This window comes from Kitasatospora indigofera (genome assembly GCF_014655955.1).
Lineage (GTDB): Bacteria > Actinomycetota > Actinomycetes > Streptomycetales > Streptomycetaceae > Kitasatospora > Kitasatospora indigofera.
Window position 1 is genome coordinate 1 of the sequence record NZ_BNBO01000087.1, and the last position, 26,278, is coordinate 26,278.

At 70.5% G+C, this 26,278-nt stretch carries 26 protein-coding genes and 1 pseudogene; 10 read left to right on the top strand and 17 right to left on the bottom strand.

The genetic code is table 11. The annotated features are described in order from the left end of the window. Positions 1-295, bottom strand: a 295-nt coding sequence (locus tag IE329_RS41255; protein WP_229928107.1) for a hypothetical protein, incomplete at its 3' end; no start/stop codon positions are given. Here IE329_RS41255 and IE329_RS37970 point away from each other — a divergent pair. From IE329_RS37970 to IE329_RS37975, 3 genes are all read left to right on the top strand, one after another. Then, positions 203-1,210: an SRPBCC family protein gene (locus IE329_RS37970; protein WP_190215633.1), complete on the top strand. Its 1,008-nt coding sequence runs from the start codon at positions 203-205 to the stop codon at positions 1,208-1,210. The two genes, IE329_RS41255 and IE329_RS37970, sit on opposite strands and share 93 nt — an antisense overlap. Positions 1,211-1,293: 83 nt before the next feature. Continuing rightward, positions 1,294-1,422 (top strand): hypothetical protein, encoded by a 129-nt coding sequence (locus IE329_RS41755; protein ID WP_268257384.1) that lies wholly within the window; start codon positions 1,294-1,296, stop codon positions 1,420-1,422. 3 nt (positions 1,423-1,425) lie between these two features. Beyond that, positions 1,426-1,794, top strand: coding sequence for a hemerythrin domain-containing protein (locus IE329_RS37975; RefSeq protein ID WP_308438439.1), 369 nt, complete (start codon positions 1,426-1,428; stop codon positions 1,792-1,794). Between the two features lie 323 nt (positions 1,795-2,117). On the opposite strand, the gene IE329_RS37980 is transcribed toward IE329_RS37975, so the two are convergent. Next, on the bottom strand, positions 2,118-2,840 hold the full coding sequence (locus IE329_RS37980; RefSeq protein WP_190215634.1) for a hypothetical protein: 723 nt from the start codon (positions 2,838-2,840) through the stop codon (positions 2,118-2,120). 283 nt (positions 2,841-3,123) lie between these two features. Between IE329_RS37980 and IE329_RS37985 the strand changes: the two genes are divergently transcribed. The 4 genes and pseudogenes from IE329_RS37985 to IE329_RS37995 all read left to right on the top strand — a co-directional run bounded on the left by IE329_RS37985 (position 3,124) and on the right by IE329_RS37995 (position 6,554). After that, positions 3,124-3,474, top strand: a complete 351-nt coding sequence (locus tag IE329_RS37985; RefSeq protein ID WP_190215652.1) for a PRC-barrel domain-containing protein — start codon at positions 3,124-3,126, stop codon at positions 3,472-3,474. A gap of 1,452 nt (positions 3,475-4,926) precedes the next feature. Further along, positions 4,927-5,030 (top strand): annotated as a pseudogene (locus IE329_RS42240) (transposase); the annotation flags it as partial. 53 nt (positions 5,031-5,083) lie between these two features. After that, positions 5,084-6,055: an SDR family NAD(P)-dependent oxidoreductase gene (locus tag IE329_RS37990; RefSeq protein ID WP_190215635.1), complete on the top strand. Its 972-nt coding sequence runs from the start codon at positions 5,084-5,086 to the stop codon at positions 6,053-6,055. A 112-nt stretch (positions 6,056-6,167) separates the two neighbouring features. Beyond that, positions 6,168-6,554, top strand: coding sequence for a TraR/DksA family transcriptional regulator (locus IE329_RS37995; protein WP_229928101.1), 387 nt, complete (start codon positions 6,168-6,170; stop codon positions 6,552-6,554). Between the two features lie 236 nt (positions 6,555-6,790). Here IE329_RS37995 and IE329_RS41955 read toward each other — a convergent pair whose 3' ends face one another. Next, positions 6,791-6,913 carry a hypothetical protein gene (locus tag IE329_RS41955; protein WP_308438437.1) on the bottom strand — a complete coding sequence of 41 codons (123 nt, stop codon included), beginning with the start codon at positions 6,911-6,913 and terminating at the stop codon, positions 6,791-6,793. A gap of 187 nt (positions 6,914-7,100) precedes the next feature. On the opposite strand from IE329_RS41955, the gene IE329_RS38005 reads away from it, so the two are divergent. Continuing rightward, positions 7,101-8,399, top strand: a complete 1,299-nt coding sequence (locus IE329_RS38005; protein WP_190215636.1) for an ArsB/NhaD family transporter — start codon at positions 7,101-7,103, stop codon at positions 8,397-8,399. Between the two features lie 262 nt (positions 8,400-8,661). Here the strand turns inward: IE329_RS38005 and IE329_RS38010 are convergent, their stop codons facing one another. The 4 genes from IE329_RS38010 to nicT all read right to left on the bottom strand — a co-directional run bounded on the left by IE329_RS38010 (position 8,662) and on the right by nicT (position 14,367). Further along, positions 8,662-9,480: a MucR family transcriptional regulator gene (locus IE329_RS38010; RefSeq protein ID WP_190215637.1), complete on the bottom strand. Its 819-nt coding sequence runs from the start codon at positions 9,478-9,480 to the stop codon at positions 8,662-8,664. Between the two features lie 653 nt (positions 9,481-10,133). Continuing rightward, positions 10,134-11,447, bottom strand: coding sequence for a tetratricopeptide repeat protein (locus tag IE329_RS38015; RefSeq protein WP_190215638.1), 1,314 nt, complete (start codon positions 11,445-11,447; stop codon positions 10,134-10,136). 84 nt (positions 11,448-11,531) lie between these two features. Continuing rightward, complete coding sequence (locus IE329_RS38020; protein ID WP_229928102.1) at positions 11,532-12,914, bottom strand: DUF4331 domain-containing protein; 1,383 nt, start codon at positions 12,912-12,914, stop codon at positions 11,532-11,534. Between the two features lie 298 nt (positions 12,915-13,212). After that, positions 13,213-14,367 carry a Nickel transporter NicT gene (nicT, locus tag IE329_RS38025; protein ID WP_190215640.1) on the bottom strand — a complete coding sequence of 385 codons (1,155 nt, stop codon included), beginning with the start codon at positions 14,365-14,367 and terminating at the stop codon, positions 13,213-13,215. Positions 14,368-14,718: 351 nt separating this feature from the next. Between nicT and IE329_RS38030 the strand changes: the two genes are divergently transcribed. Both IE329_RS38030 and IE329_RS38035 read left to right on the top strand, forming a co-directional pair. Further along, positions 14,719-16,410 carry a sulfite exporter TauE/SafE family protein gene (locus IE329_RS38030; RefSeq protein WP_229928108.1) on the top strand — a complete coding sequence of 564 codons (1,692 nt, stop codon included), beginning with the start codon at positions 14,719-14,721 and terminating at the stop codon, positions 16,408-16,410. A gap of 30 nt (positions 16,411-16,440) precedes the next feature. Continuing rightward, on the top strand, positions 16,441-16,779 hold the full coding sequence (locus IE329_RS38035) for a hypothetical protein (protein ID WP_190215642.1): 339 nt from the start codon (positions 16,441-16,443) through the stop codon (positions 16,777-16,779). A gap of 13 nt (positions 16,780-16,792) precedes the next feature. Here IE329_RS38035 and IE329_RS38040 read toward each other — a convergent pair whose 3' ends face one another. The 10 genes from IE329_RS38040 to IE329_RS38085 form a co-directional block, all read right to left on the bottom strand. Then, complete coding sequence (locus IE329_RS38040) at positions 16,793-18,127, bottom strand: tetratricopeptide repeat protein (protein ID WP_229928103.1); 1,335 nt, start codon at positions 18,125-18,127, stop codon at positions 16,793-16,795. A gap of 40 nt (positions 18,128-18,167) precedes the next feature. Beyond that, the gene (locus IE329_RS38045; protein ID WP_373311432.1) at positions 18,168-18,722 is read right to left on the bottom strand and encodes a class F sortase; all 555 of its coding nucleotides are present in this window, start codon (positions 18,720-18,722) and stop codon (positions 18,168-18,170) included. A gap of 155 nt (positions 18,723-18,877) precedes the next feature. Beyond that, the gene (locus IE329_RS38050; protein WP_190215644.1) at positions 18,878-20,503 is read right to left on the bottom strand and encodes a DUF4331 domain-containing protein; all 1,626 of its coding nucleotides are present in this window, start codon (positions 20,501-20,503) and stop codon (positions 18,878-18,880) included. Positions 20,504-21,384: 881 nt separating this feature from the next. After that, positions 21,385-22,146 carry an anti-sigma factor gene (locus IE329_RS38055; RefSeq protein ID WP_190215645.1) on the bottom strand — a complete coding sequence of 254 codons (762 nt, stop codon included), beginning with the start codon at positions 22,144-22,146 and terminating at the stop codon, positions 21,385-21,387. After that, complete coding sequence (sigK, locus tag IE329_RS38060) at positions 22,143-22,727, bottom strand: ECF RNA polymerase sigma factor SigK (RefSeq protein ID WP_190215646.1); 585 nt, start codon at positions 22,725-22,727, stop codon at positions 22,143-22,145. Before sigK ends, IE329_RS38055 begins: the two co-directional genes overlap by 4 nt. Before the next feature lie 323 nt (positions 22,728-23,050). Beyond that, positions 23,051-23,605: an ATP-binding protein gene (locus tag IE329_RS38065; RefSeq protein ID WP_190215647.1), complete on the bottom strand. Its 555-nt coding sequence runs from the start codon at positions 23,603-23,605 to the stop codon at positions 23,051-23,053. Positions 23,606-23,760: 155 nt separating this feature from the next. Then, a complete protein-coding gene (locus IE329_RS38070) occupies positions 23,761-24,153 on the bottom strand; it encodes a hypothetical protein (RefSeq protein WP_229928105.1) in 393 nt (130 codons plus the stop codon). Between the two features lie 971 nt (positions 24,154-25,124). Next, a complete protein-coding gene (locus tag IE329_RS38075) occupies positions 25,125-25,280 on the bottom strand; it encodes a hypothetical protein (protein ID WP_190215649.1) in 156 nt (51 codons plus the stop codon). 135 nt (positions 25,281-25,415) lie between these two features. Then, complete coding sequence (locus tag IE329_RS38080; protein WP_190215650.1) at positions 25,416-25,805, bottom strand: hypothetical protein; 390 nt, start codon at positions 25,803-25,805, stop codon at positions 25,416-25,418. Between the two features lie 68 nt (positions 25,806-25,873). Beyond that, positions 25,874-26,098 (bottom strand): hypothetical protein, encoded by a 225-nt coding sequence (locus IE329_RS38085; RefSeq protein WP_190215651.1) that lies wholly within the window; start codon positions 26,096-26,098, stop codon positions 25,874-25,876. Between the last annotated feature and the right edge of the window lie 180 nt (positions 26,099-26,278).

Below are 26,278 nucleotides of genomic sequence, written 5' to 3' on the forward strand. Positions count from 1 at the left end.
CGGCTAAGAAGAGCCCGGTGAAGAGTACCTCTCCTGCGAAACGGTCAGCGGGTCGCGCGGCACCGGCGAAGGCAGCGGCCAAGAAGACGTCGACGTCGTCACCGAGAGCGGCCGCCCTCGCCAAGCAGGCTTCGGCGAAGAAGACTGCCGCGAAGAAGACCACCGGCGGCACGTCCTCCACCCGTACCCGCAGGAGGTAGCTATGGCCACGACCGACCGTGAGTCGTCCGAGACATCGGGTTTCGACAAGCTGCGGGAGGAGGCTGTCCACTATCTCGGGGCCCAGATGGAGCACCTGGTCGAAAAGGCCGGCGACAAGGTCTCCGACCTCACGGGCCAGCTCGGCGACGTTGCCGAGAAAGGAGGCGTGCTCCCGAAGGTCGGGGCCCGCGTTCTGCAGGGCGACTCGCCGATCAAGGCCTTCCTCGGCGAGAAGGCGAAGAGCATCAAGGACAACGTCGTCGACAAGGTGAAGGGAGCGTTCGGCGGGGGCGGCAAGCCCGGCCGCAAGTCCGGCAAGAAGCCGATGAACATCATCGAGACGCTCGATGTCGGTGTTCCCCTGCGCACCGCCTACGACCACTGGACCAAGTACGAGGACTTCAGTGGTTTCGCCAAGGGTGTGCAGAGCGTCTCGCAGGGCGACGAGGTCACCACCGACTGGAAGGTCAAGGTCGGGCCGTCCAAGCGCAGCTTCAAGGCGACCGTCCAGGAACAGGTGCCGGACGAACGGATTGTGTGGACCTCCGAGGGTGCCAAGGGGAGTACCCGCGGCGCCGTGAGTTTCCACGAGATCACTCCCACGCTGACCCGCATCGTTCTCGTCGTCGAGTACTACCCGGCCGGCCTCTTCGAGAAGACCGGAAACATTTGGCGCGCCCAGGGCCGCCGCCTGCGCCTGGACTTCAAGAACTTCCAGCGCTTCGTCTCCCTCACCAATGAGGAGGCTGAGGGCTGGCGCGGCGAGATCCGTGACGGCGAGGTCGTCCGCACCCATGACGAGGCCATGGAAGAGGAGGAGGCTGCCCAGGAGCAGGAGGACACGGAGGGCGAGGAGGAGTACGACGAGGCCGCCCCCGAGGACGAGGACGAGCAGGAGTACGACGACGAGGGCGGGGGTGACGGTGAGGACGAGGACGAGCAGGAGGACGACGAGGACGCCCCCGAAGATGAGGACGGGGAAGACGATGATGACCGGGCCCGTCGCTGACGGGCGACCCCGGCGGCGGCCACAGGGACGGCGGCTCACTGCGTCGGGGTGTGTCTCGCCGGCTCTTGGAGTTAGGAGCAACCATGTCCACTGATGCCATCGTGCTGCTCAAAGAGGATCACAAGGAGGTGCGTCGTCTGTTCCGGGAGTTCGAGGCAGCCGGCGGGGACGCGACCGAGGTCAAGGCGGACCTTGTGAGCAGGATCGTGTAAGCACTGACGGTCCATACCTACATCGAGAACGAGGTCATGTACCCGGCGGTCCGCGAACGCGTTCCGGACCTGGAGAACGACATCCTGGAGTCCTACGAGGAGCATCACGTCGCCGACCTCCTGTGCGCCGAGCTCGATGTGATGACACCCGACGACGAGCGGTTCGACGCGAAGACGACTGTGCTCATCGAGGCTGTCGGGCACCACATCCAGGAGGAGGAGGACGACTGGTTCCCGAAGGTGCGCGACGCCTTGGGCCGCAAGGAACTCCAGGAGATCGGGGCCCGGATGCTGGAGGTCCGCGCCTCGGCACCGCGCCGGCCCGAGCACCCGAGCTCGCTCAGGAAGGCAGCCGACGCGATCCTGGGGTGAGGCAGCGATGAGCTGCCGCGCCCAGGCGGAGTACGCCGAACGGGACCGCAAGAAGCTCCAGGCCTGGAACGGCTACGACCTACGAGCGACTCTTCCCGCCGGGTCCGTGCACCCTCTACGGGCCATCACCGACGGGCCCTACCCCTGGTCCTGCCCCTGGGCAGGCTCAGCAGCCGCAGATGGCTGGTGGGCCGGCCTGGTCACTGTGAATCCTGCGGCCCCAACGCCCTGCTGCAGCGTATCGATGCCAGGCGTCAGGGCACGGTGGTCTGCCTGTATGGCCGTGCGATCGACCCCGGACCTGGTAGCCCCGCGCCCTCGCGTCAGTGCAGGATGCTGACGGCGCGGGCGATGACCAGCAGTGAGGTCAGCAGTGCAGCGACGCTCTCGATGCTCATCAGTGCCTTGGCCCGGGTGGACAAGGGCATGGTGTCCGTGGGGCTGAAAGCCGTGGAGTTGGTCACCGAGACGTACAGGTAGTCCATCAGGGTCGGCACCCAGTCCGAGGAGATGCTGGCTCCGTCGGCGACCTCCTCGACGGCATCGTCGTTTTCGTCCTGGGAGAACCGGAAGTCCGCGAGTGGCAGCTCGCTGCGCGGCGCCTGGGTGCGCACGACGGGGCCACCGCGGTCCAGCTCCCAGTACGCCAGACCGAAGACGATGACGTTGGTGGCCCACACCTGCAGGGCGGCGGTCAGCAGGGAGCGCCCGTCGTCGACACCCGTGGAGACCAAGGCGTGCACCAGCAGACCCAGAGCGGTGAGGTTGCCGACGCCGATCAGCCCGACGAGTGCGAGCGACAGCAGGCGTGAAGTGCGTGTCTGTCGGGTCAGCCGCCGGGGGTTGACCGCGATGAGGGGGACGAGCAGGAGCGCCTCCAGCGCCGGCAGCACAAACCGGGGAGCGACCAGCAGACGCTCGGGCAGCGCCAGGTAGAGCAGGATCGCGACGAGCGTGGCCAGCGCGGCCGGGAGCCGGGCCTCACCACGCCGCTCGTGCCGGGGATGCCGTTGCCGTGTCGCTGCCCGCTTGTTACCGGTCGTCATCGATTGTGCTCCCCAGTCCGGGTCCGCCCACCAAACGGGCGCCGTATCCCTGTCGGCGCCCTCAGCACCCGGTTGCCCTGCCGGACGGGGAGCATGCCGTCCTACCGCCGCCCGAGGGGATCCGGCCCCGAACAGGACCAGGACGGGGCCGGCCGGGGAACTGATGCGCGGTCGGCTGTCAGCGGTACGAACTCGACGGATCGTGGATGACAACGTGTGACGGTGCTCGGCGCGGGCAGGCGGCGGCTCAGAGACCGACACCGAGGAGGCAGTTGTGAGTGGCATGTGGGACTACCAGCGGGCGACCGGCTACACCCCGGGCACCGACCTGACCGGGTACCGGGTCGAGGCCGCGGACGGCCACATCGGCAAGATCGACAAGCACACGGAGGACGTCGACTCCGCGCACCTCGTCGTCGACACCGGCCCGTGGATCTTCGGCAAGCACGTCCTGCTCCCCGCGGGCACGGTCCTGCGTGTGGACGCCGGAGAGAAGACGGTGTGGATCAACCGCACCAAGGACGAGATCAAGAACGCGCCGGAGTTCGACCCCGACAAGCACAACGGCGATGCCGGCTACCACACGCAGGTCGGCGGCTACTACGGCGACCCCACCACGGACCCTCGCCTCTGACATCACCGCTCCGGCATCCGGCCCGGACCCCCACAACGGGGGACCGGGCCGGACGACACAGAACCGCCCGCCCCGGCCCTCATCCGATGTGACGATCCTTCCTCAGCCCGCGGCCCCCACCCTCCTGTTCAACCGCCGCGCGCTGGGCATCGCGGCCGCCTCGCGCCCGCATGGTCAGGCGCCGACCCTCGGCGGATCGCGCGCCGCCCGGCCCGGGGCCGGGCGGTATCAGCCGGTGGGGAAGGCCGTCTTCTCGTCGTAGGGCAGTGGTGGAGCTGGCCGATCATGCGGTTGAGGAGGTGGCGCAGGGCGGTTGGGTGGCGGTCGCCGTGTTCGCGTCTGTGGCGGTAGTGGGCGTGCGCTCCCGGTGACCGCAATGCGGCGAACGCCCACAGGTAGCCGGCGTGACCCAGACGACGGTTGTAGACGAGGCGGCGGTGGACGATGTTCTGCTTCCCCGAGGCCCAGGTGACAGGGGCCGAACCGGCGTGCGCCTTGAGCCGCGTGCCGTGGCGAAGCGCGTCCGGTCATCACCGATCTTCGCGAGGACCCGGGCCCCGAGCCGGGGCCCCAGCCCGGGGAAGCTGAGCAGGATCTCCGCGTCGGGATGCCGAAGGAAGGCATCGTCGACGGCTGCGCCGTGTTGGTCGCAGGCCTGGCATGCGGCGTCGAGTTGGCCGAGCAGTGCGAGCATGGGCTGGCCGTGGGCGGCCTCGACCTCCTGGGGGTGGCGGGTGATCTCCTGGTGCAGGGCCGTGGTGAGGAACGCTGCTGCCGGGGCGATGCCTTGCCGGCGGCCGGCACGCACGAGGACCTCGGTGATCTGTCCGGTCGTGAGGGCAGCGGCCCGATCCGGCGTCGGCGCGGTCCGCAAAAGCTCCCGGATCTCGGGACGGCACAGCCTGTTCTTCCAGCAGGCAGCCGCGGCGAGGGCAGCGGGGTAGTACTTCCCGCAGCAGCGACCGCAGCTCGTTCGCGGCCCTCTGGCGGCCGCCGAGGTCCCCGACCCCGAGCAGCCGGACGTCTGCGTCCGGCGGGAGCCTCAGCACCGCGAGCGTCTCGCCGAGCCCCGCGTGGCACGCGACGCGGCCGTCCTGGCCGTGCGCCACCATCCGACGAGCGGCGCAGTGCGTCCGCCCCTCCAGGTGGGACGGATACCGGGCGGGCCTCGCAAGGGGTTGCCGTGCCCCCCGCCCGGTCGGGCCCCGCGGGTGCCGACGAGGTCGTCGTGGATGTGAGGACCTCGCCGAACCGGCCCGGCGCTGCCCGCTGTGCCTGTCAGGGGCGCGCCCGTGCCGGTCCGCGGCCCGGCCGGCGGTCGAAGCCGACCGGACGTGGGTCGCCCGCGGGCGGAGTCCAGGTGCCGACGCCCACGACGGAGCGCGGCCACGGCCCGGCGCCGCCGGTGGTGCTCGGGGTGTGCTTTTTTGGCGCGGCCTGGGGGAAGAAGTACCGGTGATCGTGCGGCTCTGGGAGAACGCCTGGGCCGAGTTCGTACCCTTTGTGAGCTTCGACGCCGAGGTATCCGGAAGGTCATCTGCACCACCAAAGCCATCGGGGCGGGGCGGGGCACGTGTGTGGGTGGCGGCCAGGTGGGCAGGTGCGAGGCATGTCGGTTGCTTCAGTGGTGGACACGGCGCTTGATCGCACGGTGGCGCTCGGATACGGAAACGTGGGGTTGTGGGCCCGTCGGCACCTTCCCGACTGGCCGGCCGACCCGCCGCGCATGGACGGCAAGGTGGTGCTGGTCACCGGCGCCGCCTCGGGCATCGGGCTGGCAGCGGCCGCCGGATTCGCACGGCTGGGGGCCTCGGTGCGGGTGCTGGCCCGTGACGATGGCCGGGCCGAGAAGGCCGCACGTCTGACGCGCGAGCGGGCCGGTCCGTCGGCCGGCCCGGTGGAACCGGTGGCGTGCGATCTGGGAAGCCTCGCGGAGATCCAGGCCTTCGTAGAGCGCTTCGCCCGGCAGGAGGCCCGCCTGGACGTCCTGGTGAACAACGCGGGGGTGATGCCCGAGGAGCGCCGTTTCAGCGTCGACGGGGTGGAACTGGCCTTCGCCACTCACGTGCTTGCTCCGTGGGTGCTCATTCGTGGCCTGGCGCCGTTGCTGGCCCGGTCGGCGCCGGCCCGCGTCGTGAACGTCACCTCGGGAGGCCAATACGGCCAACGGGTCCCGGCGGAGGACCTGCAGTCACTGGGCACCCGCTACGGCCCGAAGCAGAACTACGCCCGCACCAAGCGCGAAGAGGTCGTGATCACCGAGCAGTGGGCCGAGCGGCTGGCCGGCAGCGGCGTCCACGTGCACGCCATGCATCCCGGATGGGCGGACACCCAGGGGGTGCGCCACTGGATGCCGCTGTTCCGCGCGGTGACCCGACCCGTCATCCGCACTCCGGAAGAAGGCGCCGACACGGTCGTCTGGCTCGGCGCCGCGCCCGAGGCCGTGCGTTCGACGGGCCTGCTGTGGCACGACCGTCACCCCCGCCCCACGACGTATGCGCTCGGCGCCGGCCCGGACACCCCGGAGGTACGCCGAAGGCTGTGGGAACACCTCACGAAGCTGGCCGGCGCGCCCCGGTGACACGCGACCTTGGTGCGCAGGCGCCCCCCGGCGGCGGGTGGACGGGCAGCCGATGGAGGGGGCGGCGTTCCAGTGGGCTGCACCAGACTGTGCAATCGGGCGTCGGTGTTCTGTGAGCGATTCAATCGGTAAGGCCGTTTCCCGGCCCGGGCTTGGCGCCGCTTACGAGCGGCTGATTGCCGACCGGGCCGCCACGCTCGCCCAGATCGCGGGACTGAGGAGTGACTTCGCCGAGATCGTCGAGGCCAATGCTTTGGTGGCGGTCGACGACGAGCATGACCCGGAGGGGTCGAGCACAGCCTTCGAGCGGGCGCAGGTAGCGTCTCTGCTGGCACAGGCGAAGGAGCATCTGGCCGAACTTGATCAGGCTCAGGAGCGTCTGGAGAGAGGCGACTACGGGCGGTGTGAACGGTGCGGCGAGCCGATTCCGACGGAGCGGCTGGAGGCGCGCCCGGCGGCTAGAACCTGCGTGCCGTGCGCCGTGAGCCGCCCACGCTGACCGGGGGCGCCTCAGGACGACGGGCTAGGGAGAACGCCGGCATCGCCGACCGGGTTCCACTCGGCCAGCCCGCCGCACTCTTCGCAGGTCATCACCGGGTGCGGTGCCCGCTCTGCGTGTTCCTGGACCATCGTCTTCACCTGCCCGGACTCGGTCTCGCCGGGTCGCCCGGCTCTGGGCTGGTACCCGGCCCGGCGCGGGTGACACAGCGCCGCCCGGTCCCCTTTCACCTGCGGTCAGAGGTTCTTCTCGTAGTTGGCGAGGGCGAGGCCGAGGCCGAAGAAGGTGGGGGCCCATTCGCCGACGTAGATGCCCCAGCGGTCGGCGCGCTCCACGCCCTGGCCCTTCTCGACCTTCATGGAGGTCGCCCAGGTGATGACGGACAGGCCGATGGAGGCGAACGCGGCGGCGTAGGCGTGCTCGCTGCGGATCCCGGAGTCGTGAATGCTTCTTGACGATCAACGTCTCTCCCGTGCTCGTGTGCGGCGGGGAACTGCTAGGCGTCATCACCGCCTCCAACCTGCTGCACCGACTCCTGGGGAACGCGTGAACAACTGGCAAGCCTGGGCGGCGCTGGCGGTCTTCGCCGCCGCCTACGTCCTGATCATCACCGAATGGGTCCACCGGGTGGCCGCGGCCCTCGGCGGCGCCGCCCTCATGCTCGCCGTCCGCGCCACCGACGACCAGGCCGCGTTCTTCTCCACCGACTCCGGCATCGACTGGAACGTCATCTTCCTGCTCATGGGCATGATGATGATCGTCGGAGTCCTCAAACGCACCGGCCTCTTCGAGTACCTGGCCATCTGGTCCGTCAAGCGCGCCCGCGCCAAGCCCTTCCGCGTGATGGCGATGCTCGTGGTGATCACCGCCACCGCGTCCGCGCTGCTCGACAACGTCACCACGGTCCTGCTGGTCGCCCCGGTCACCCTCCTGGTCTGCAAACGCCTGGGGCTGAAGCCGGCGCCGTTCCTGATCGCCGAGGTCCTCGCCTCGAACATCGGCGGGATCGCCACCCTGGTCGGCGACCCTCCGAACATCATCATCGCCAGCCGCGGCGGCCTGAACTTCAACGACTTCCTCGTCCACCTCGCCCCCCTCGCCGTCCTGCTGACCGGCGTGCTGCTGGTGATGTGCCGGATCATGTTCCGCCGCTTCTTCGTCCACGACGAGGACCGCGCCGCCGAGGTCATGGCCCTGAACGAACGCGAGGCCGTTCACGACCACCGCCTCCTCGCCCAGGGCCTCGCCGTCCTCACCCTGGTCATCGCCGGCTTCGTCCTGCACCCCGTCGTCCACTACGCCCCGTCCGTGGTCGCCCTCCTCGGCGCCGGCCTGCTGGTCGCCATCTCCAAGGTCGAGGTCAAGGACGTCCTCGCCGAGGTCGAATGGCCCACCCTCGCGTTCTTCGCCGGACTGTTCGTCATGGTCGGCGCCCTCATCGAGACCGGCGTCATCGAGACCGTCTCCCAAGCTCTCGCCGACGCCACCGGTGGCAACCCGCTCGGCGCCGTCATGCTCCTGCTCGTCGCCTCCGGGATCCTGTCCGCGGTGGTCGACAACATCCCCTACGTCGCCACCATGGCCCCCATCACCGCCGACCTCGTCCACACCGTCGGCGAGCCCTACGGGCACGTCCTGTGGTGGGCCCTCGCACTGGGCGCCGACCTCGGCGGCAACGCCACCGCCATCGGCGCCTCCGCCAACGTCGTCGTCCTCGGCATCGCCGAGCGCAACCGCACCCCCATCAGCTTCTGGACCTTCACCCGCTACGGCGCCCCCGTCGCCGCCGTCACCATCGCCGTCTCCGCCCTCTACCTCTGGATCCGCTACTTCGCCCTCCGGTGAGGTCAGCCGGGACTGCCGGCCCGGCCTGTTGGGCGGATCCCGGGAGCTTGCGCCGCTGCCCCGGGCCGCCGTCGCCTCCCGTGGGAAGGGGAACCCGGTCCGGGGCCCGGTGCCATAGGGACAGGCTCGTGGCCCTCGCCCCAAGCTCCCTCACCCGACACATCCGCAGGACGGTGCCGCCCCGGCACCTGGCGCGGCTTTCCCGCTGCTCGGTCAGGGGGTGGGTATGCGAGAGGAACGGGGTTCCCAGGGCGTTGGCGGCTCATCGGCCGACGGTGGCGGGCGGCCTGGTTCGGGACATCACCCAGGGGATGCTCCGCCCGGTGCAGGCGGCCAGTTCGGCAAGCGTGGCTCCCTGTGACCGGCGTTCCCTCATCCACGAGACGATGTCCTGGGCCCCGACACGCTGTGCGGCGGCCAGGTCGTTGAGCGCGACCCTCGCTCTTCGGCCGGCCGGTGAGTTCTCGCCCACGGCCCGTACCCGCACCTGACAGGTGCCGAGCAACTGCCGCATCTGATCATTGCCGATCCCGAGGGCACGTGCTGTCGCTTCCATGCTCAACTCGGCCACGACATAGAGACCCCGGACCGCGGCAGCTGTATCGGGGTACCCCAAGCTCCGCACCCGGGCCTCAAGGCGTGCGGCAGCAGCCGCCGCCTGGGACCGACGTCCGCTCGCGAGCCGCTCGGCCTGCTCCCGGACGAACTCCGCGGAGGCACCTCCCTGTACGAAGGATCGCCGTGCCTCACGGGACAGGCCGCCGTCCCTCGCCATCGCGTGGCCGACTGCGAGGTCGGCCCGTACCTGGGCCGAAGCCTCGTATACGATGCGTTGCGCCGTAGATCGGGCCCGGCTCAGGTCCCGGGCGCTGAGAGCCCGGGTGCGCAACAGGCCGAACTCCTCGCGGTACTCGGCAGCAGTCAGGCCGTGGGCCCTCACATGGGAGCCCAGGGAGCGAAAAGCACGCCCACACACATGACAGAGCACCGTGTCGGCCTCCTCGTCACGCATCAGCCGGCCGCGCTCGGCGTGCCGGGCATGGCGTCGCCTGTCAGGTGCTCGTCCGACGTCCGTCTCCACGCGGTCTCCTCCAGAACTTTTGCACAGAGTATGCAATAGCATACTCTGTGCAATTCTCTTGTGGGGGCACGCGCGGTCCGGGTCACCCGCCGCCAAGGAGGTATGAAGCCGCCCGAGGGCCGGATGCGCCCAGTCGACCGGAGCCGTGACAACCGCTGACTTGGCAGCGGAGCGAGATCTGAGGGTCTGACGGCCGATGATCTCAGCGGGTGCTCGCCATGGCGGTGGCCGAGGAGGAGCTCGCCCTGGCACCGGGCGGTCGGGGTGTACGAGACGGTGCGCTCGGACGCCTCGGCGGCGGCGCCCTCCCGGTCGGGTTCGGCACCCTGCCTCACGAGGGCTCGGTGGCCGTCCCGTACTGGGCACCCACGCCGAGCTGATCGAGGTGCTGGAGCTTGCCCGGGCCGGGGCCGTGGAGGTCCATGTCAAGACGTACGGGATCGCCTGGGCGCTGCTCGTCTACGAGTGGCTGTACGAGGGAAACCTCATCGGGCCGTACGGGGTGATCCCACGAAAGGCTGGGACTTTCATCAGCACTCGGAGGGGGCGCGGTCAGCGAGGTGCCGTTCTCCTGTTGGCGTCGACCGGGTCCACCGCTACCCGGTCCGCCCGTCCGGGGGCAGGTTGATCGTGTGAGTGGTGAGTCTCGGCGATCACGGCTTGGTGGAGAGGGCCGTCAGGTCGGTGCGGGCGATCGGGGCCTGGAGGGAATTGAAGGCTGGGTCGGTGGTGAGTGCGCGGTCGAGGTGGTTACGGGCATCCACGACCTGGCCAAGGCTGCGTTCGATTTCACCGAGGTGGTAGTCGAAGAGGGCGTTGTGCCAGCCGTGTGCCTGGGCACGTCGGGCGAGTGGGAGGGCTTCGGTGTCGGCGCCGGTGCGGTGCAGGGCCCAGGCGAGGGCGTCGGCGACGAGGACGTTCTGTCGGCGGTCCCATTCGGCGCGCAGCAGGCGGACAGCTTCGGTGGGGTCGCCGTGGTCGGCTTGGTACTGGCCGAGGGTGAGGTCGTCGACGACGCCGTTGGATTCCGCGAGGCGTTGTTCCGCCTCCAGCAGGCGGTACTGCTCGCGGGCCTGTTCCTGGTGGCCGAGGGATTCCTGCAGTTCGCCCAGTTCGAGGAGGTACTGGGGCAGCGGTACGCGGGCGATGGCCGTGGCGTAGTCGCCGACGGCGCTGTCGGTGTCGCCCAGCGCTGCTCTGACACGGGCTTTTCCGGCGAGCGCCGGTGTGTAGTCGGGGTCCTCGGTCAGGGCCTGTTGGTAGCCGTCGAGGGCTTCGCGGGTGCGGCCGGTGTTCCGGTCGAGTTCGGCGATCTGGTAGTGGCAGAAGGCGCGGTCGGCGGGGTCGTAGGCGCCGGCGAGGGCCTGTCGCAGGGCCTGGCGGGCGTCGTCGGTGCGGCCGTGCTGTTCGAGGTCGTAGGCGGCGCGGGTGAAGGAGGCGGTGCCGGGGCGTCGGTCCAGCAGCGCCTGGACGGCTTCGGTGGCGCCGGTGTCGTCGCCGAGTTGGGTGCGGGCGTCGGCGAGGACGGCGTAGGCGGGCCAGTGCGCGGGCGAGGTGGCAATGGCCCGTTCGGCGAAGTCGCGTGCCTCGGCGAAGAGGTGGCGGGCGTTGGCGAGGGCGCCGAGGCCGGTGAGGGCGTCGGCGTTGGCCTGCGGGGCCAGTGCCATCGAGCGGTTCAGGGCCTCCTCGGCCTTGGGGTAGTAGGACGGGTCCGCGGTGAGCCTGGCTTGTTCGACGTACTCGGCGCCGAGCCGGGCCCACGCTGGTGCGTCGTTGGGGAGCGCGCGCAGTCGCTGCTGGTCCTTGTCGATGGCCTGGGTGAGCGATCCTGCGGCAGCCGGACCATCTCGTCGAGCGCTGTCCGCCGAGGCGGAGCCGGCTGGTGCCTCTTCCCGGTGCAGGGTGCCGAGCACCGCCAGCCCGCCGCAGAGCGCGGCGGTGGTGAGCAAGAGCGGCAGGCGGCGCATGGCGGGTCCTCGGGGTTGGGCGGTGGGAACGATGGGTGGCGGGCGGCCTGCTCTTGGCCGTAGGCCACCCGCCACCAGGTCGGACTAGTTGGGCTGGTTGACGGCCTTGTCGTACGGCAGTGCGACGTAGGGGAAGGTGGCGCTGAACGGCTTGTCGGCGGTGTTGACCTTGTCGCCGGCGGCGAGCGCGGGGATGAGGTGGCCCGGGGTGGCGCCCTCCATGACCTGGAGGGCGATGTCGACGACGTCGTCGGTCAGGCGGCGGCCGTTGGGGAAGCCCTGGAAGTCGCCGTTGAGGACGCCGAGCCGGTCGGGGTTGGCGGTGACGGGGGTGGACATGTTGAGGCGCAGTTCCTCGGCGGGGACGAACTTCCTCGGGTTGATGTCCTGGTTCATCAGCTGCGAGTTGAGGTCCACCTGGAAGGGGCCGCCGGTGGCCTTGGCGATACCGGTGAGGAAGATCTCCTGGAGGTCGGTGCGCGGGGTGGCGGGGGCGGGCAGGCCGTAGATGGCCTGGATGAGCTGCGGCACCTCCGGGTTGAGGACCTTGTTGACCACGGCGGGCTGGTTGTGGTCCTCGGAGGGCGGCAGGGAGTTGAAGGCGTCCTTGAGCCCGGCGGGCAGGACGACCTCGTTGACCAGCGGGTTGCCGAGGCGGGAGACCTGGACGTACTTGCCGGAGGGGGTCGCCTTGCCGGGGCTGAGCTTGAGGGTCTGCTTCTCGGTGCTGGACCAGACCCCGATCACCGGGTTGCGGTTCGGGTCGCCCTTGTAGGCGAGGCGGCTCTTGGGCACCTGGATGGAGAGGGAGTTGACGTTGTACCCGGCCAGGGTGTTCTGGCCGACCTCGGAGAGGTTGCCGCCGTAGAGCAGGTCGAAGACCCGCAGATCGAGGAAGAACGGGTCGGCGGCCTGGGTCGCCACCGTCTGCCCGCCGCCCGGCAGCTGGACGGTGGCCTGCTGGCGCAGCTGACCGTAGTTGGGCATCGAGGCCCGCCCGGTGTCGGACGGGGCGGCGGTGCCGTGCTCGACCAGGGTGACCGGGTCACACCCCTGGCGGATCTCCTGGAGGGTGTAGTACTGGCGGAACAGCAGGGTGGGGTCGGTGAGGTTGTTCACGACGCCGTTGTTGTAGAGGAAGGTGTTGGTGCCGCGCTGGTCCTCGGTGTGGAAGGTCCAGCGGTAGGTGAGGTCGGGATTGCCGGTGCCCTGGGAGTCGATGTTGATGTCGTAGTGGGCGCCGTCTGCCCAGGGGTAGAAGTTCGGACCGCCGTTGGGCTCCTGGAACGGGAGCCAGTTGGCGACGAGGGTGACGGTGTCTTGGTTGTCGGGGCTGGTGAAGGCGTACACGTCGGTGTTGTCGACCTGCGGGTCCGCGGCGATCAGCGGCGCCTCGCGGTGGCTGGAGGCGGTGCTGACGCCGGCTCCGGAGCCGAGGATCGCGCTGCTGGCCAGGGCCAGGCTCATGGCGGTGAGGATCGCCGCCGTGCGGGCGGGGGAGCTCGATCGGGCAGGTCGGCGCGTGACGATCATGCGGGTGGGGTCTCGCTTCCGTGACGAGTGGTGTCCGCCCCGGGCCGAAGGCGGCGGCGGAGCGAGGATCCGGCTGGGCAGCCGCACTCGGCACTGTGGACCGGATCCCGCCACGTTTTCGTGAGCCGGGCAGGGACGGCCTGGTCGCCTCACCCCCATGGACCAGCGTTGTCACCCGCCCGGCCGCATTACACCCACGTGCGCCCTCCACGGCCTGCCGACCCCAGGGGCGTCAACCCTCGTTGGCGGCCACTGGTGCAGCACCGGCAGAGGTGGGAAGGCTCCACTTCTGCTCGATCCGGGCGAGCTTCCACACCAGGAGCGCGATGATCCAGGTGGTGAAGAAGAGGCCGACGATCACGAAGCCGACCGTGTTGAGGTCCAGCCTGGATACCCAGTCCCAGAACGCGCCGTGCAGGTGGAGCTTGTCGGCGAGCAGGCCGAGCAGTTCGACGGTGCCGATGATGAGGGCGACGGCGACCGACAGGCCGGTGATGGTGAGGTTGTAGTAGATCTTGCGGACAGGCTTGGAGAACGCCCAGCCGTAGGCGAAGTTCATGAACGAGCCGTCGATGGTGTCCAGCAGGCACATGCCGGCGGCGAACAGCACCGGCAGGCACAGGATCGCGTACCACGGCAGCCCGGACGCGGCCCCGGAGCCGGCCAGGACCAGCAGGGCGATCTCGGTGGCGGTGTCGAACCCGAGCCCGAAGAGCATGCCCAGCGGGTACATCTGCCACGGCTTGCTGACCGACCTCGTCACCCGGCCCAGCAGCCGGTTCATCAGACCCCGTTTCTCCAGCTGCTCCTCCAGCGCGCTCTCGTCGAGGTGGCCGGAGCGCATCTGCCGGAACACCTTCCAGATGCCCACCAGGATGACAAGGTTGACGATCGCGATCAGGTATAGGAACGAGCCGGACACCGCCGTGCCGATCAGCCCGGTCACCTGGTGCAGATCCGAGCTGTCGTCCTGGAGCGGGCCGGCGAGGGCCTTGACACCGAAGGAGAGCAGGAGGGCGAGGACGAACACGATCGAGGAGTGCCCGAGAGAGAACCAGAAGCCCACGGACAGGGGCCGCTTGCGCTGTTCCATGAGCTTGCGGGTGGTGTTGTCGATCGCGGCGATGTGGTCCGCGTCGAAGGCGTGCCGCATGCCGAGGGTGTAGGCGGTGACGCCGATCCCGATGCCGAAGCTCTTGGTGCCGATGGAGTGGTGCTCGGGGGCGACGACAGCGATCAGCGTGACCCAGCCGATGACGTGCAGGGCGACGATGAAGGCGCCCATCCCGGCCACGCGCCGCCACTCCTGACGGGTGATCGACGCCACGGCGGCGGCACGGACGGATCTCAAAGGGTCCTGGGCGGGGGATACGGATGAGGAGGCCATGGGCGTCCTTCCTGCATCTTCGGCCGACACACCGCAACCGGTGCGTCGATCTCGTAGTTGCACTATGTCCGCAAGAAAGAGCGTTGTCACGGGGCGCGCCAGGGGCGCGAGGGGGTGCAACACCGGCTCCCTGCCGCCGGAGCAGCTTGCGACGATCGCGCGTTCGACTCATGGGAACCTGCGTCCGGATGCCCTGCTCCATGCGAGTGATCTTGCCAGTAGGTCGGAATGGTGGCCGCTCTCCACCGTCCGGCAGCCCCGAAGGTGATGTGGGCCCTGTCGGCCCTTCCCTCTTCCTGCCGGGCCGGGCCTCGCCGCCGCGGCGGCCGGCCCCGTCCCCGGAGGCCCAGCGTGGCGGTCCCACGATTCCTCGCCCGGGCAGGTGTGGTGGCGTCAGGTGCGCTGCTTCTGCTCGGCGGCACTGCACCTGTCGCCGGCGCCCATCCGCTGGGGAACTTCTCCCTCAACCACTACCTCGGCTTCACCGTCCGCCCTGAAGGCCTAGAAGTCCTCGCCGTCACCGACGCCGCCGAGATCCCCACCCTCCAGGAGCAGCCGAAGGTCGACCGCAACGGCGACGGCACCGTCGAGGCCGCCGAGCGCGACGCATGGGCCTCCGACCAGTGCGCGCAGACCACGCAGCGCCTCAAGGTGACAACCGACCGGACAGCCGGGCCGCTGGTGTGGCACACCGGCTCAGCGCAGTTCCGCTACGAGGACGGCTCCGCGGGTCTGCGCACCAGCCGCCTGGAATGCCTGTTGCGGGCCGATCTGCACCTCCCCGCCGACGGCATCACCCTGCACGTCGCGAGCGGAATCGATCCGGGCCGGGTCGGGTGGAACGAGATCACCGCCCGAGGCGACGCCACCACCCTCGACCGTAGCGACGTCCCGGCCGAGTCGGTCTCCAAGGAGCTGAGGGACTACCCCCGCGACCTGCTCGACAGCCCCAGCGGCGTCACCAGCGCCCAGTTCCGCGCGCGGCCCGGCGGCAGCGCGGCACCCGCCCAAGGCACGACCGTGACCGCGGAGAGCTCCGGACCCACGGCGTGGCTGAGCAGCCTCGACGCCCGCCTCACCGAACTCGGCGCCGCCCAGCGCCTCACCCTCCCGCTCGGCCTCCTCGCGGTGCTGCTCTCGATCGTGCTGGGCGCCGGGCACGCGCTGCTGCCCGGACACGGCAAGACGGTGATGGCGGCCTACCTGGCGGGGCGCCGCGGCAGTACCCGCGACGCCGTCACGGTCGGCGCAACCGTCACGGTCACCCACACCGCCGGCGTCCTCGTCATCGGCCTGTGCCTGACCGCGTTCTCCTCATTGGCCGGCGACCAACTGCTCGGCTGGCTCGGCGTCCTCAGCGGCGGCCTCGTCGTCGCCGTCGGCGCCGGACTGCTCCGCGAGGCCGTCCGGGCCTCCCGCAACGGCCGAAGTCACGAGCACCTCCAGCACACCCACCCCGACAACGAGCAACTCAGGGAACTCGCGCACGCGGGGCCGGCGCCCACTGCACCGCTCGGTCACGACGATGCCCGCGACGACCACCCGCACCCGCACGACCACGGCCACGAACCGCACTCACACGACCGCGGGCATGCCCACCACGACCACCTGCACCCGCACGGCCATCCCCACGACAACGGGAACGAACACGGCCACGACCACCGGCACGGCCTCTTCGGCGGCAGCCACCATCACCACCACGACCCGGCCGCCCCCGGCCGCCGCGGCCTGATCGGCCTCGGGATCGCCGGCGGCCTGGTCCCCAGCCCCTCCGCCCTGGTGGTCCTGCTGGGCGCCGTCGCACTCGGCCGCACACTCTTCGGCGCGACCCTGGTGGTCGCCTACGGCCTGGGCATGGCAGCCACCCTGACCACCGTCGGCCTGCTCCTGGTCCGCCTCGGCACCCGGCTCTCAGCCGCAGCGGACGGCCCGATCGTCGGACGGCTGCGCCGGATCGCCCCGTACAGCAGCCTGCTGACCGCCTTGCTGATCCTGACCGTCGGGCTCGGACTCGTCGTCCGCAGCCTGCCCGCCACCTTGTGAACACCAGTCCGCACCCGGAGGCCGATCATCGTGACCACCCGCCCAGCGCACCTGCTGTCCCTCCTCCTTCTCCTCGCTTCTCCTCTGCTGGCGGCCTGCGGAGGTGAGCCGGACGGAAGCTTCGACGCCCAGCCCGGTACGCCGTCCCCGTCCTGCCTCCAGCACCAGGCACAGGACCCGGGCACCAAGTACACCGGCGGGGAGAAGTCGGATCCGCGGTCGGTGCTTGAGATGATGCGCTTCTACACCGCCAACGGCACCAAGGCGTTCTGTGACGGCAAACCGCCGACCGACACCGACCGCCGCTGGACCGACCTGTACGCCAAGCTCGGCGGCGACGCGAGCCACGTCCCGCAGCCCAAGCAGTAGCGGCGCGGCGTCCTCACCCCGCGCCGCCTGCACCCTCGAGTTCAGCCAGCACGGCGCGGGCGGTTGCGGCGTGCAGGGGGTGGAAGGCGGGGTTGATCGCCAGCGCGGTCTCCAGCTCGGTACGAGCGTCAGCAAGCCGTCCGAGGCCCTGCAGGATCCGGGCGCGGTGGTAGTGGAAGACGGCGTTGCGCATCCCGAGGGACAGGGCCTCGTCGGACTGCGCGAGCGCCTCCTGGTCGCGGCCGTTGACGTGCAGCGCCCAGGCGTAGGCATCGTGCATCTCCAGGAACGGCCTTGTCCTCAGGCCCTGTTCAGCGATGGTGAGCGCCGCCTTGGCATCGCCGTGGTCGGCCTCGAACAAGGCCGCGTCGGTGTCCAGGGCCACACCGTTGTCGGTGAACAGTTTCTGCTCGCCGCGGAACACCTGGTACTGCTGCTCGGCCTCGGCCCTGCGGTCCAGTGACTGGAGCAGCTCACCGAGTTCGAGCACGTATTCGGGCTGCGGGACCAGGGTGACCGCGCGCTGGAGGTCGGCGACGGCGGAGGCGCTGTCGCCGAGGGCAGCCTCGGCCTTGGCCTTCGCCTCCAGCAGTGATGCGGTGCCCGGCGCGGCGCGCAGGCCCGCCTCGGCGTGGGTGAGTGCGGTCCGCGGGTCGCCGCTGTCCAGGGCGAGCTGGCTGAGGTGGTACCGCGTGAAGGCCTGGTCGGCTGGGGTGTTGGCGTCGTCGAGGGCGCGTTTCATGTTCTCGGTGGCCGCCGCCGTGTCTCCGCGCAGCTCCCATGCGTAGGAGGCGCGGGCCAGTGACGGGGTGCCCGGTTTGAGGTCGACCATCCGCTGCACGGCCTCGAACGACTCCGGGTAGCGGCCGAGCTGGGTGTAGGCGTCGGCGAGGGTCCCGTAGAGGGTGGAGCTGTCCGGGTTGACAGCGATCGCCTTCTGCGACCAGTCCAGGGCCGCGGTGAAGTCGTGCCGGGCGGCATCGAGGGCGGCCATGCCGGCCATCGCGGTGAAGTTCTCCGCCGGCTCGGCGGTCAGCGACTCGGTGAGGACGGCTTCCGCCTTCGGGTAGTAGGACGGGTCGGCGGTGATCTTGGCCTGCTGGACGTAGGCCAGGCCGAGAGACGCCATCGCCAGAGTGTCACCGGGAGCCGCCTTCAGGTGCTGCTGCAGGCCTCGGATGTCCGCGCTCAGGCCGACGCCGGCCCCGCCCCCGTCGACCGCTCTGCTATCGGACGCGGACTGACCGCCACCCTCGTGCGGGGCCAGCCCGAGGCCGCCGGCGAGGAACAGGCCGACACCGAGCACGGTGACCACGGCGGCGGGCAGCAGACGGCGGCGTCGGTTCACGGCGGACTCCAGGGAGGGACGGTCTGGTTCAGATCTGCGGTCAGGTCGTAGAGGCGCCAGTCGGCCCGGCGGCCGGGGCGGCGAAGACCACCAGGTTGGAGAGGTACTCCTGGCTGTTCCGGTCGTACGCGCCTCCGCAGGTGATCAATCGCAGGCTCGGGCCCGGTGTCTCGCCGAACACGGTGTCGTCGGGGAACTCGTCCTTGGCGTAGCTGCGTAGCGCCTGCACGGTGAAGGTGCTGGTGCTGCCGTCGGCGGCGTCCACCGAGATGGTGTCGCCCGGGCGCAGGGCGGACAGGCCGGCGAACACGGCCGGCCCGGCGAGGGAGTCGACGTGGCCGACGATCACGGCCGTGCCCGGACCACCGGGCGCGGGTCCCTGGCTCCACCAGCCGGCGACCTGGGGGTCGTCAGGCGTGCCGAGGTGGCCGTCGCCCTGGACCTGCAGGTCCGTCAGGGCGCTGTCCACCCCGATCCTGGATATCCGAATCCGCACCGGTGGCGCCTGCCGGCGCGCGGGTGCGGCTCCCACGGCGCCGGGCAGCCGCCCGGGTATGTCGCCGATGTCCTGTACAGCGGCGACTCCCGTGCCCACCGAACTGGTGGCGAGGCTCACCGTGCCGGCTCCGGTCAGGGCGAGGCCGAGCGCCAGTGCGGCCGCAGCGGCCGGCCGGCGGAGGCGGCTCTGCGCGTGCCCGGGCCGCCGACCCCTCACGAGGAAGGGCCGGCGGCCGGAGCGGAGCGGAGGTGTCACTGCTGGGCGCTGTGCCGGCGGCGCAGCGCGAGGACGGCCGCGCCGGTCAGCAGGACGCCGCCGCCGAGCGCGGTGGCGCCGACGACCGGGAAGCTGCCCAGGGACAGGCCGCCGAGACCCGCGGCGACGCCGCCGGCGGGGTTGTCGGGGACGGCCTGGTTGACGGCCGCGGTGTTGGGCAGTGCGACGTACGGGAAGGTCTTGCCGAAGGCGTGGTCGTTGGCGTTCACGCCGTCACCGGCGGCCAGCGCGGGCACGATCGTGCCGGTCTGGGCCGCGCCCTCCAGGGCCTGGAGTTCGATGTCCACCACGTCGTCGGCGAGGCGACGGCCGTTGGGGAAGCCGGCCAGGTCCTGGCCGAGCACACCGAGCCGGTTGGGCGACGCCGAGGGCGGCACCGACATGTTGAGGCGCAGTTCCTCGCCGGGGAGGAACTTCTCCTTGCTCACGTCCGCGTTCAGCTGCTGCGAGTTGAGGTCGGCCTGGATGGGGCCGCAGGCCTTGCAGATGCCGGTGAGGAAGATCTCCACCAGGTCGTTGCGCGGGGTGGCGGGCGCCGGGATGCCGTAGACGCTCTGGATGAGCTTCGGCACGATCGGGTCCTTGACCTTGTCGACCACGGGGGTGACGGTGGCGTCCTTCTCGGGGCTCAGCGCGTTGAAGGCGTCCTTGTACTTGATCGGGACGACGACCTCGTTGATCAGCGGGTTGCCGAGCCGGGAGACCTGGTGGAAGCCCTCGCCGCCCTTGTCGGCGGCCGCGCCCTCGCCGCCCTTGTCGGCGACGACGGTGGCGCCCTTGCGGTCGGTGGTGGACCAAACGCCGACCACCGGGTTGCGGGTCGGGTCGCCCTTGAGCGCCAGGTCCTTCTTCGGGACCTGGATGGCGATGGTGTTGACGTTGTAGCCGCTCAGGGTGTCGTGCCCCGACTCCTTGAGGTTCCCGCCGTAGAGAAGGTCGAAGACCCGCAGGTCGAGGAAGAACGGGTCATCCGCCTGTCCGGCGTAGGTCTGGCCGCCGCCGGGCAGCTCGCGGGTGGCCTGCTGGCGCAGTGCCGCGTAGTTCGGCATCGAGGCCTGCCCCGTGTTCGACGGGGCTGCGACCGCGTCCTTGAGCAGGGTCTTCGAGGACCCGTCCGCGTGGGTCTCGGTGAGGGTGTAGGTCTGGCGGAAGTTCAGCGTCGGGTCGTCGAGGTTGTTCACGACGCCGGTGTTGTAGAGGAACTGGTTGGCGTCGTCGCGGTAGTGATTGCTGAAGGTCCAGGTGTAGGTGGTGTCCGCCCTGCCGTCACCGTCGGCGTCGATCTTGATGTTGTACCGAGCGTCGTCCGCGAACGCGTAGAAGTTCGGGCCGCCGTTGGGTTCCTCGAACGGGATCCAGTTCGCGATCAACGTGACGGTGTCCGGCTTGTCCGGGCTGACGAAGGCGTACACGTCGGTGTTGTCGGCCCGGGGGTCGCCCGCGATCAGAGGTGCCTCCCGGTGGCTGGAGGCGGAACTCACGCCGGGCGTGAGTCCGGCCAGGGCGCCGGCGGCGGCGAGGGCGAGGACGCCCATCCCGGCCAGCGGCCGCTCGGCACGGCGGGCGAGGGAGGGCAGGCGGGGCGAAGCGGGAGGCTGCATGGTCCGTCTTTCTGGAGGGTGGTCCGGACAGGGGGAGCGCCGCGCCTGACCAGTACACCGGCCGCGCGGCGTGGAGCGGTGCTGCTTCCGGGTGCGGCGCACTCCTCGGCGACTGTCACTGTGACTGGGCGTGACGCGCCTGCGGGTGGCCGGCGGCACCAGGCATCCGGGCGTGGAACTGTGGCGTGTTCGTCTACTGCCTTATGGAAGGTGGTAAGCCATTCATAAAGTCATCACACAACGTCTCGGGGCGCCTACCGAGATGCGCCGTTCGGGAGGGGCGCCCGCCTCGGTGGCGCCGACAAGGGCGCGCGGCAGGTGCGGTCACCCTGATTCCCCGCGCAACCAAAGGAGCGCGCCCACCGTGAACGCCCACGCACGCGGTCCCGGCCGAGATAGCCGGACCGCCCCTGTCCCGGCAGTACCCGCGCGATACCCCCGGCCCTCCACAGGCCGAATCCGAGCCCGGCGTCCACTGGAGCACCTGCCCTCACAGCTCCTTGGCGCAGGCGCGCAGTTCGTCACCGCCGATCGGCGCCGCGTCACTCGTCCCGGTCGCGACGACGGCCAGTCAGAGCATCGGCTGGTGGCCGCGGAAGACCGCGCTGCCCAACCCGCACGGCCCGGATCCGGCCCCCGGGCCCCAACGGCTGCCAGATCAACAAGACCGCCGCCGACGTCGGCATCCGCCCCGCCCGTTCGGTCCCGATGGGCGCCCTGGACACCCCGCAGCTCGCCGCGCCGATGCTGGCCGAGCCCATCTCCCCGGCGCGGGGTGCCGAATTCGACCGCCGGCGCGGGCCGGGTCGTACTCGACCGGCTCGCCCGCCACAGCCTGACGGTCGGCCACCTGCCCCGGCGGTCGCCTCGGCGGTGGCCGGTCAGCTGAAGGGAAGCGCCATGACGGGCGGGCCGGTGGGCTGCAGTGAACCGCCGGCGGGCTCGACGGTGACGCCGACGCCGGTCGCCCCGCCGATGGGGCCCTTCAGCAGTACTGAGCCGGTGGACGTCGCCAGAAGGCCGGCAGGGCGGGCTGCGCCCGCGTCGTCGAACCACAGCTCATAGACCTTGCCCGCCGCCAGCGACGGCAGCGCGCCGGCGAGGAAGCCGGCCTGTTGGCGGCTCAGGGACCACACCACGGTGCCGGCGCCCGAGCCCGCGGTCGCTGTGCTGGTCCTGGCATCGGGTGCGGTGAGCAGGTGGCTGAAGGCCGCGGTCTGCTCCTGCAACTGGGCGCTCTGCTGCTCGGCCCGCTGCGCGTCCTGATGCTGGTGGACGGCGACGGCGCCCAGGCTGATGGCGGCCGCGACGGAGGCGGCCAGCGCGAACCTGAGCCAGGACCGTGCGAAGCGCCTACGCCGGCGCTCCTGCCACCCGTCGCCCTCGTCCACCAGATCCGGCCCGCCGGGCCCCACCTGCCGGACGGAGGTGATGGCGGCCATCACCCGGGCCTCCAGCCCGGGAGGGGGGTCGGCCGCCTCTGCGACGCCGACACGGGCCAGTGCTGCCCTGAACTCCTGGACCTCCAGCGCGCACGCCGGGCACCGCTCCAGATGGCGGCGGAACTCGGTGCGCTCGGGATCCGGCAGCGCATGGGCGGCAAACGCACCGGTCAACGTGTGCAGATCGGCATCCGCGGTCACGATCCCACCCCGAGGCAGTCACGCAGCCGGATCAGGCCGTCCCTCATCCGTGTCTTGATCGTGCCCAGCGGAGCCCCGAGCACCTCGGCCGCCTCCTGATAGGAGTAACCCCGGTAGTACGCCAGCGTGACCGACTCCCGCTGGAGCTCGGTCAGCGACTTCAGGCACCGGCGCACCTGCTCGCGCTCCAACCGGTGCTCCACTTGCTCGGCAACCTCGTCGTACGAGGTCACCTGCGACCAGGAGGCAACCCGGCGGTCACGATCGGCGGCGGCCTGGGCGCTGCGCACCCGGTCCACCGAACGGCGGTGCGCGAGTGTCATGATCCAGGTCATCACCTCGCCGCGCTCAGGACGGTAGCGGGCAGCCGTCCGCCAGACCTCCAACATCACCTCCTGAGTCACCTCCTCCGACTGCGCGTGATCGCGCAGCACCCTGCGCACCAGGCCGAACACAGGCCCCACCACCGTGACGTACAGCCCCCGGAAGGCATCCTGGTCACCCAAGGCACTACGCGCGAGCAACTCCGCCAGTTCCGGCCCCTGCCGTTGCCCGCCCGCCAGGCGTGGGGTGCCGCTCATGGCGCCGTTCCGGGGACGCAAAGCGGTGACCACCCCGCCCGCTGCCTGATCCGGGCAGTGCGGTCACCCGATTGCTGCGCGCGCATGGAGTCTCCAACTGGGCCTTCCGGTCAGCTCGGCATCGGAAGCCAAACGGCCCCCGCTCACTGATCCGGACCGGCCGGTCCGGTTCGCCCCGATCAAGTTCATCGATGCAATGAGCCCATCTTTTGACGCGGGACCGGAGTCCGCCAGTCGGTCTGCTACGGACTGTCACCTTGGCGGGCTGCTCACGGCGATGCTGCGCCTGTGCACGGAGGCGGTTTGGCCCCGATCTGCCTGTCTCACCAGGTGCGGGGGCGGGGGTTGAAGGCGGCGGGTGGCGGCGGGGGAGTACGGCGGCCGTGGTCGTCGGTGTTCCGGGTGCAGGGGAGGTGGGCGTGGACGGTTTTGCCGGCGCCGGGGTTGGGGGTGACCTGGAGGAGGCCGCAGAGCGCGGCGATGAGGTGCAGGCCGAGGCCGCCGGTTCCGGCCTGCGGGTCGGGCAGGCGGGGCTGGGGCGGGGTGCGGCTGGTGTCGGTGACGGCGATGTCGAGTTCGTCGTCGAGGGCGGTGACGGTGATGGTGCCGGGTCCGTGGGTATGGCGCACCGCGTTGGTGACGAGTTCGGAGACGACCAGTAGCAGGTCCTCCTCCTCGCGCGGGTGTCCCGGGCGGACCCGTTCGAAGAAGACGCGGGCTGCGGCGCGGATCAGGGCGACCGCCTCGGGCGAGCCGCTGAAAGCGGCTTCCCAGTACTGCCCGCCGGCCGCCCCGGGAGTGCGCGTCTCCGCTGCCGGGCGCTGCCGCGGGCGTGCGGGCGTGCGGGTGTCGTGCTCGGGGATCGCGGTGGTGCTCATGATGCTCGGCCTGCCTTCCGTGCCGGTGTCACGGGGCAGGGCGAGGGTGTCCCGAAAACTCGTTCAGGGTGGGGGAGGGTTGGTCCGGGGCTCCGGCTCCCTCGGCGGGTGCGGGAGCCCCGGGTCGTGCGTGCTCACCGGGTGGTCCGGGACGCTCAGCGGTGCTCCCAGTAGCCCTTGTGCCAGGTCTTCATCCAGTGACCGGGCTCCCAGCGGTTGGTGTCGTAGCCCTTGTGCCAGGTCTTGTGCCAGTACCCGTGGTGATGGTGGCCCTTGGTGTCGGTCCAGCCCGGGTGCCACTGGTTCTCCCAGTAACCGGCGTGGTGGACCTTCTCCCAGTGACCGGGCACCCACTTGTTCTCCCAGTAGCCGGCGTGCCACTTGTAGGAGCCGTCGTGGTGGTGGGTCTCGTACTGGGCGTTGTACGAGGCCGCGGACGTCGTCTGCGCGGGGGTGGTCGCCGAGGCCGCACCGGCCGTGGTGATCGCCGCGCCCCCGGCCAGCAGCGCTGCGGCTGCCGCCAGGGAGAGCGAACGCTTCGCGTTCATGGAACTCATCGCCTTTCACAAGGGTGCGGTGCCCGCGACTGCGCCCCTGTCCCTGCCGGTCGGCGGCAGGAGGGGCGCAGAAGGTAGGAGGCGGAGCCGGGCGTGGCGGCCGGCCCGGTGGGGCGTGCCGTCGGACCGGACCGAGCTCCCTGACTACCGCAGTTGACGTTCATGCCCTTGGTCCGGAGACAGAGCGGTGCGCGGATGGGTCAAAATATGACTCTTCTGTCATTTCGGATTTGACTCGTCCGTCTACGAGCAAGATCTCCGAGATTGCGCGTCTCCTCCCGCCCAGGTGCGGTTGCGTTGCGGTTTGCTGTGGATCCCCGCAGGCGGCGGATCACTTTCCGGGCGATCTGGACCTGGGCCGAAATGTCATTCCTGCGTCGGTACGGGAGCGGGATCAGGGGGATCGGGGAGGGGCCAGGGCCCCTGGTGAGAGCCCGGAACGGGACGTTCAGGTTCATCCCCGTCATCGGTGTGGGCGTTGGCAATTAGGAGGGCGTCGACCAGTCTGTTGATCCGTGCGACGTTGGTGGTGATACGTGTCAGGTGTCGGGCGGGGTCCTGGGGCGGGTCCTGCAGCGCGTCGGCCGCTCGCCGGAGATCGGCCAGGGGGAAGTGCAGTTCGTCGGCGATCCGCGCGAAGGCTTCGTGTCGGGCCCGGGCGAGGGCATCCTGGCGTCGTGCGGCCTGTGTGTGGAGAGCGGTCGCCAGACGGGCGCTCAGTTCTGCGTGTTCGGCACTGAGCGGGCGAGGCGGTGCGCAGTATGGGGTATCGGTACCCATGCTGGCTGCGGCCCGGGCCAGCGCTTGTACCTCGCCTGCTGCCCGGCGGGCGAGGAGCGCGGCCATCGTCGAGGGGGCGGCCAGAGCGGACCAGCACGCTGCGGTGGCCTCCACGAATGTGCGGGGGGAGTGGCCTGTCGCCAGGATGGCGCCCGCGCTTGCGCACATCATCGGGAGCGCGGTCAGGGCGGCCACGGTGAGGAACACGCGTAGAGGTCGTCGATGGTGGCCTGTGCGGCGAGGCGGCCCAGCAGCCGACGCAGGGCGGGGCCGTCGCGATCACGAACGGCCTCGGCGATGCCGCGCAGCACCGGCTCGAGTTCGAGTCTGACGCTCATCGCACTCCTGATCCGACGAGTGGGCGCTGGATGGGACGACAGCAATACGCGGCTGCTGCGCCGCTGTGCGCGGGCATGTCGCTGGTGCCAGGTCGGCGGTGTTCGGCGGTGCGCTGACATGGTGATTGCTTGTTCTCAGCCAGCGTTGCGGGGTCGGCTCCCGGTGACGAGGAGAAGGGCACCGTCGGTGGGGGCTACGAGGTATCCGGCGTCGTGGAGGACCTGGCCGATGGCCGTGGTGAGGACCTGGCGCAGGCCGTGGAGGTCGGGCAGTCCGTGGCGGCTCTCATGTCCGTCCCGGACCTGTATGGCGGGGCCGAGGGCGTCGGCGGGATGCCAAGCGATCAGCACGCCGTGCTCGTCGAGGCGTAGCTGCAGTCCCGGGGTGTCGGAGTCCTGGGGATCGAAGCCGGCTTCCGTCAGGGCCTGACGGACACCGTTGTGGAGGCCTTGGAGGGTCTGCTTGGCTGGCAGCTCGGGGGAGGAGTCCACGGCGGCTGTCGGGCGGTCGTGGGGGTCGTGCATGGTCGTGCCTCTCCTTGTTCCTGGTCTCTGGCGGGAGGGGACGGGTCGGTTGTGGGACGGGGTTGTCCCTAGCCGTTGTGTTGCGTTTGGGGGTGCGAGGTGTCGAGGGCGTCGCGCAGGGCGGGCAGGTCGGTGAGGATGGCTTGTTCGGCGAACCGGGCCAGCAGGCGGCGCAGGGTGCGTTCGTCGCGGTCGCGGACCGCTTCGGTGAGGGCGGCCAGCAGCGACGCGTCCGTACCCCGGGGGTGGGGAGCGCATGCTCGCCACTGCGGTGTTGATTGTCGCCCGTCCATGCCGCTCCTCCTGTCCATTCGAGGCGCCGTCACGGCGCTATCACACGCCCCGTACGGGGCCGCAGAATACCTTCCCCCTCGGCGCCGAAAAATCTGTGCTGGCGAGAGTAGACATTGCGCGGTGCCGTGGTTAGTGTTTCTCTCGTAGACGCGGTCCAACGGTGCTCGCCAGACACGAAC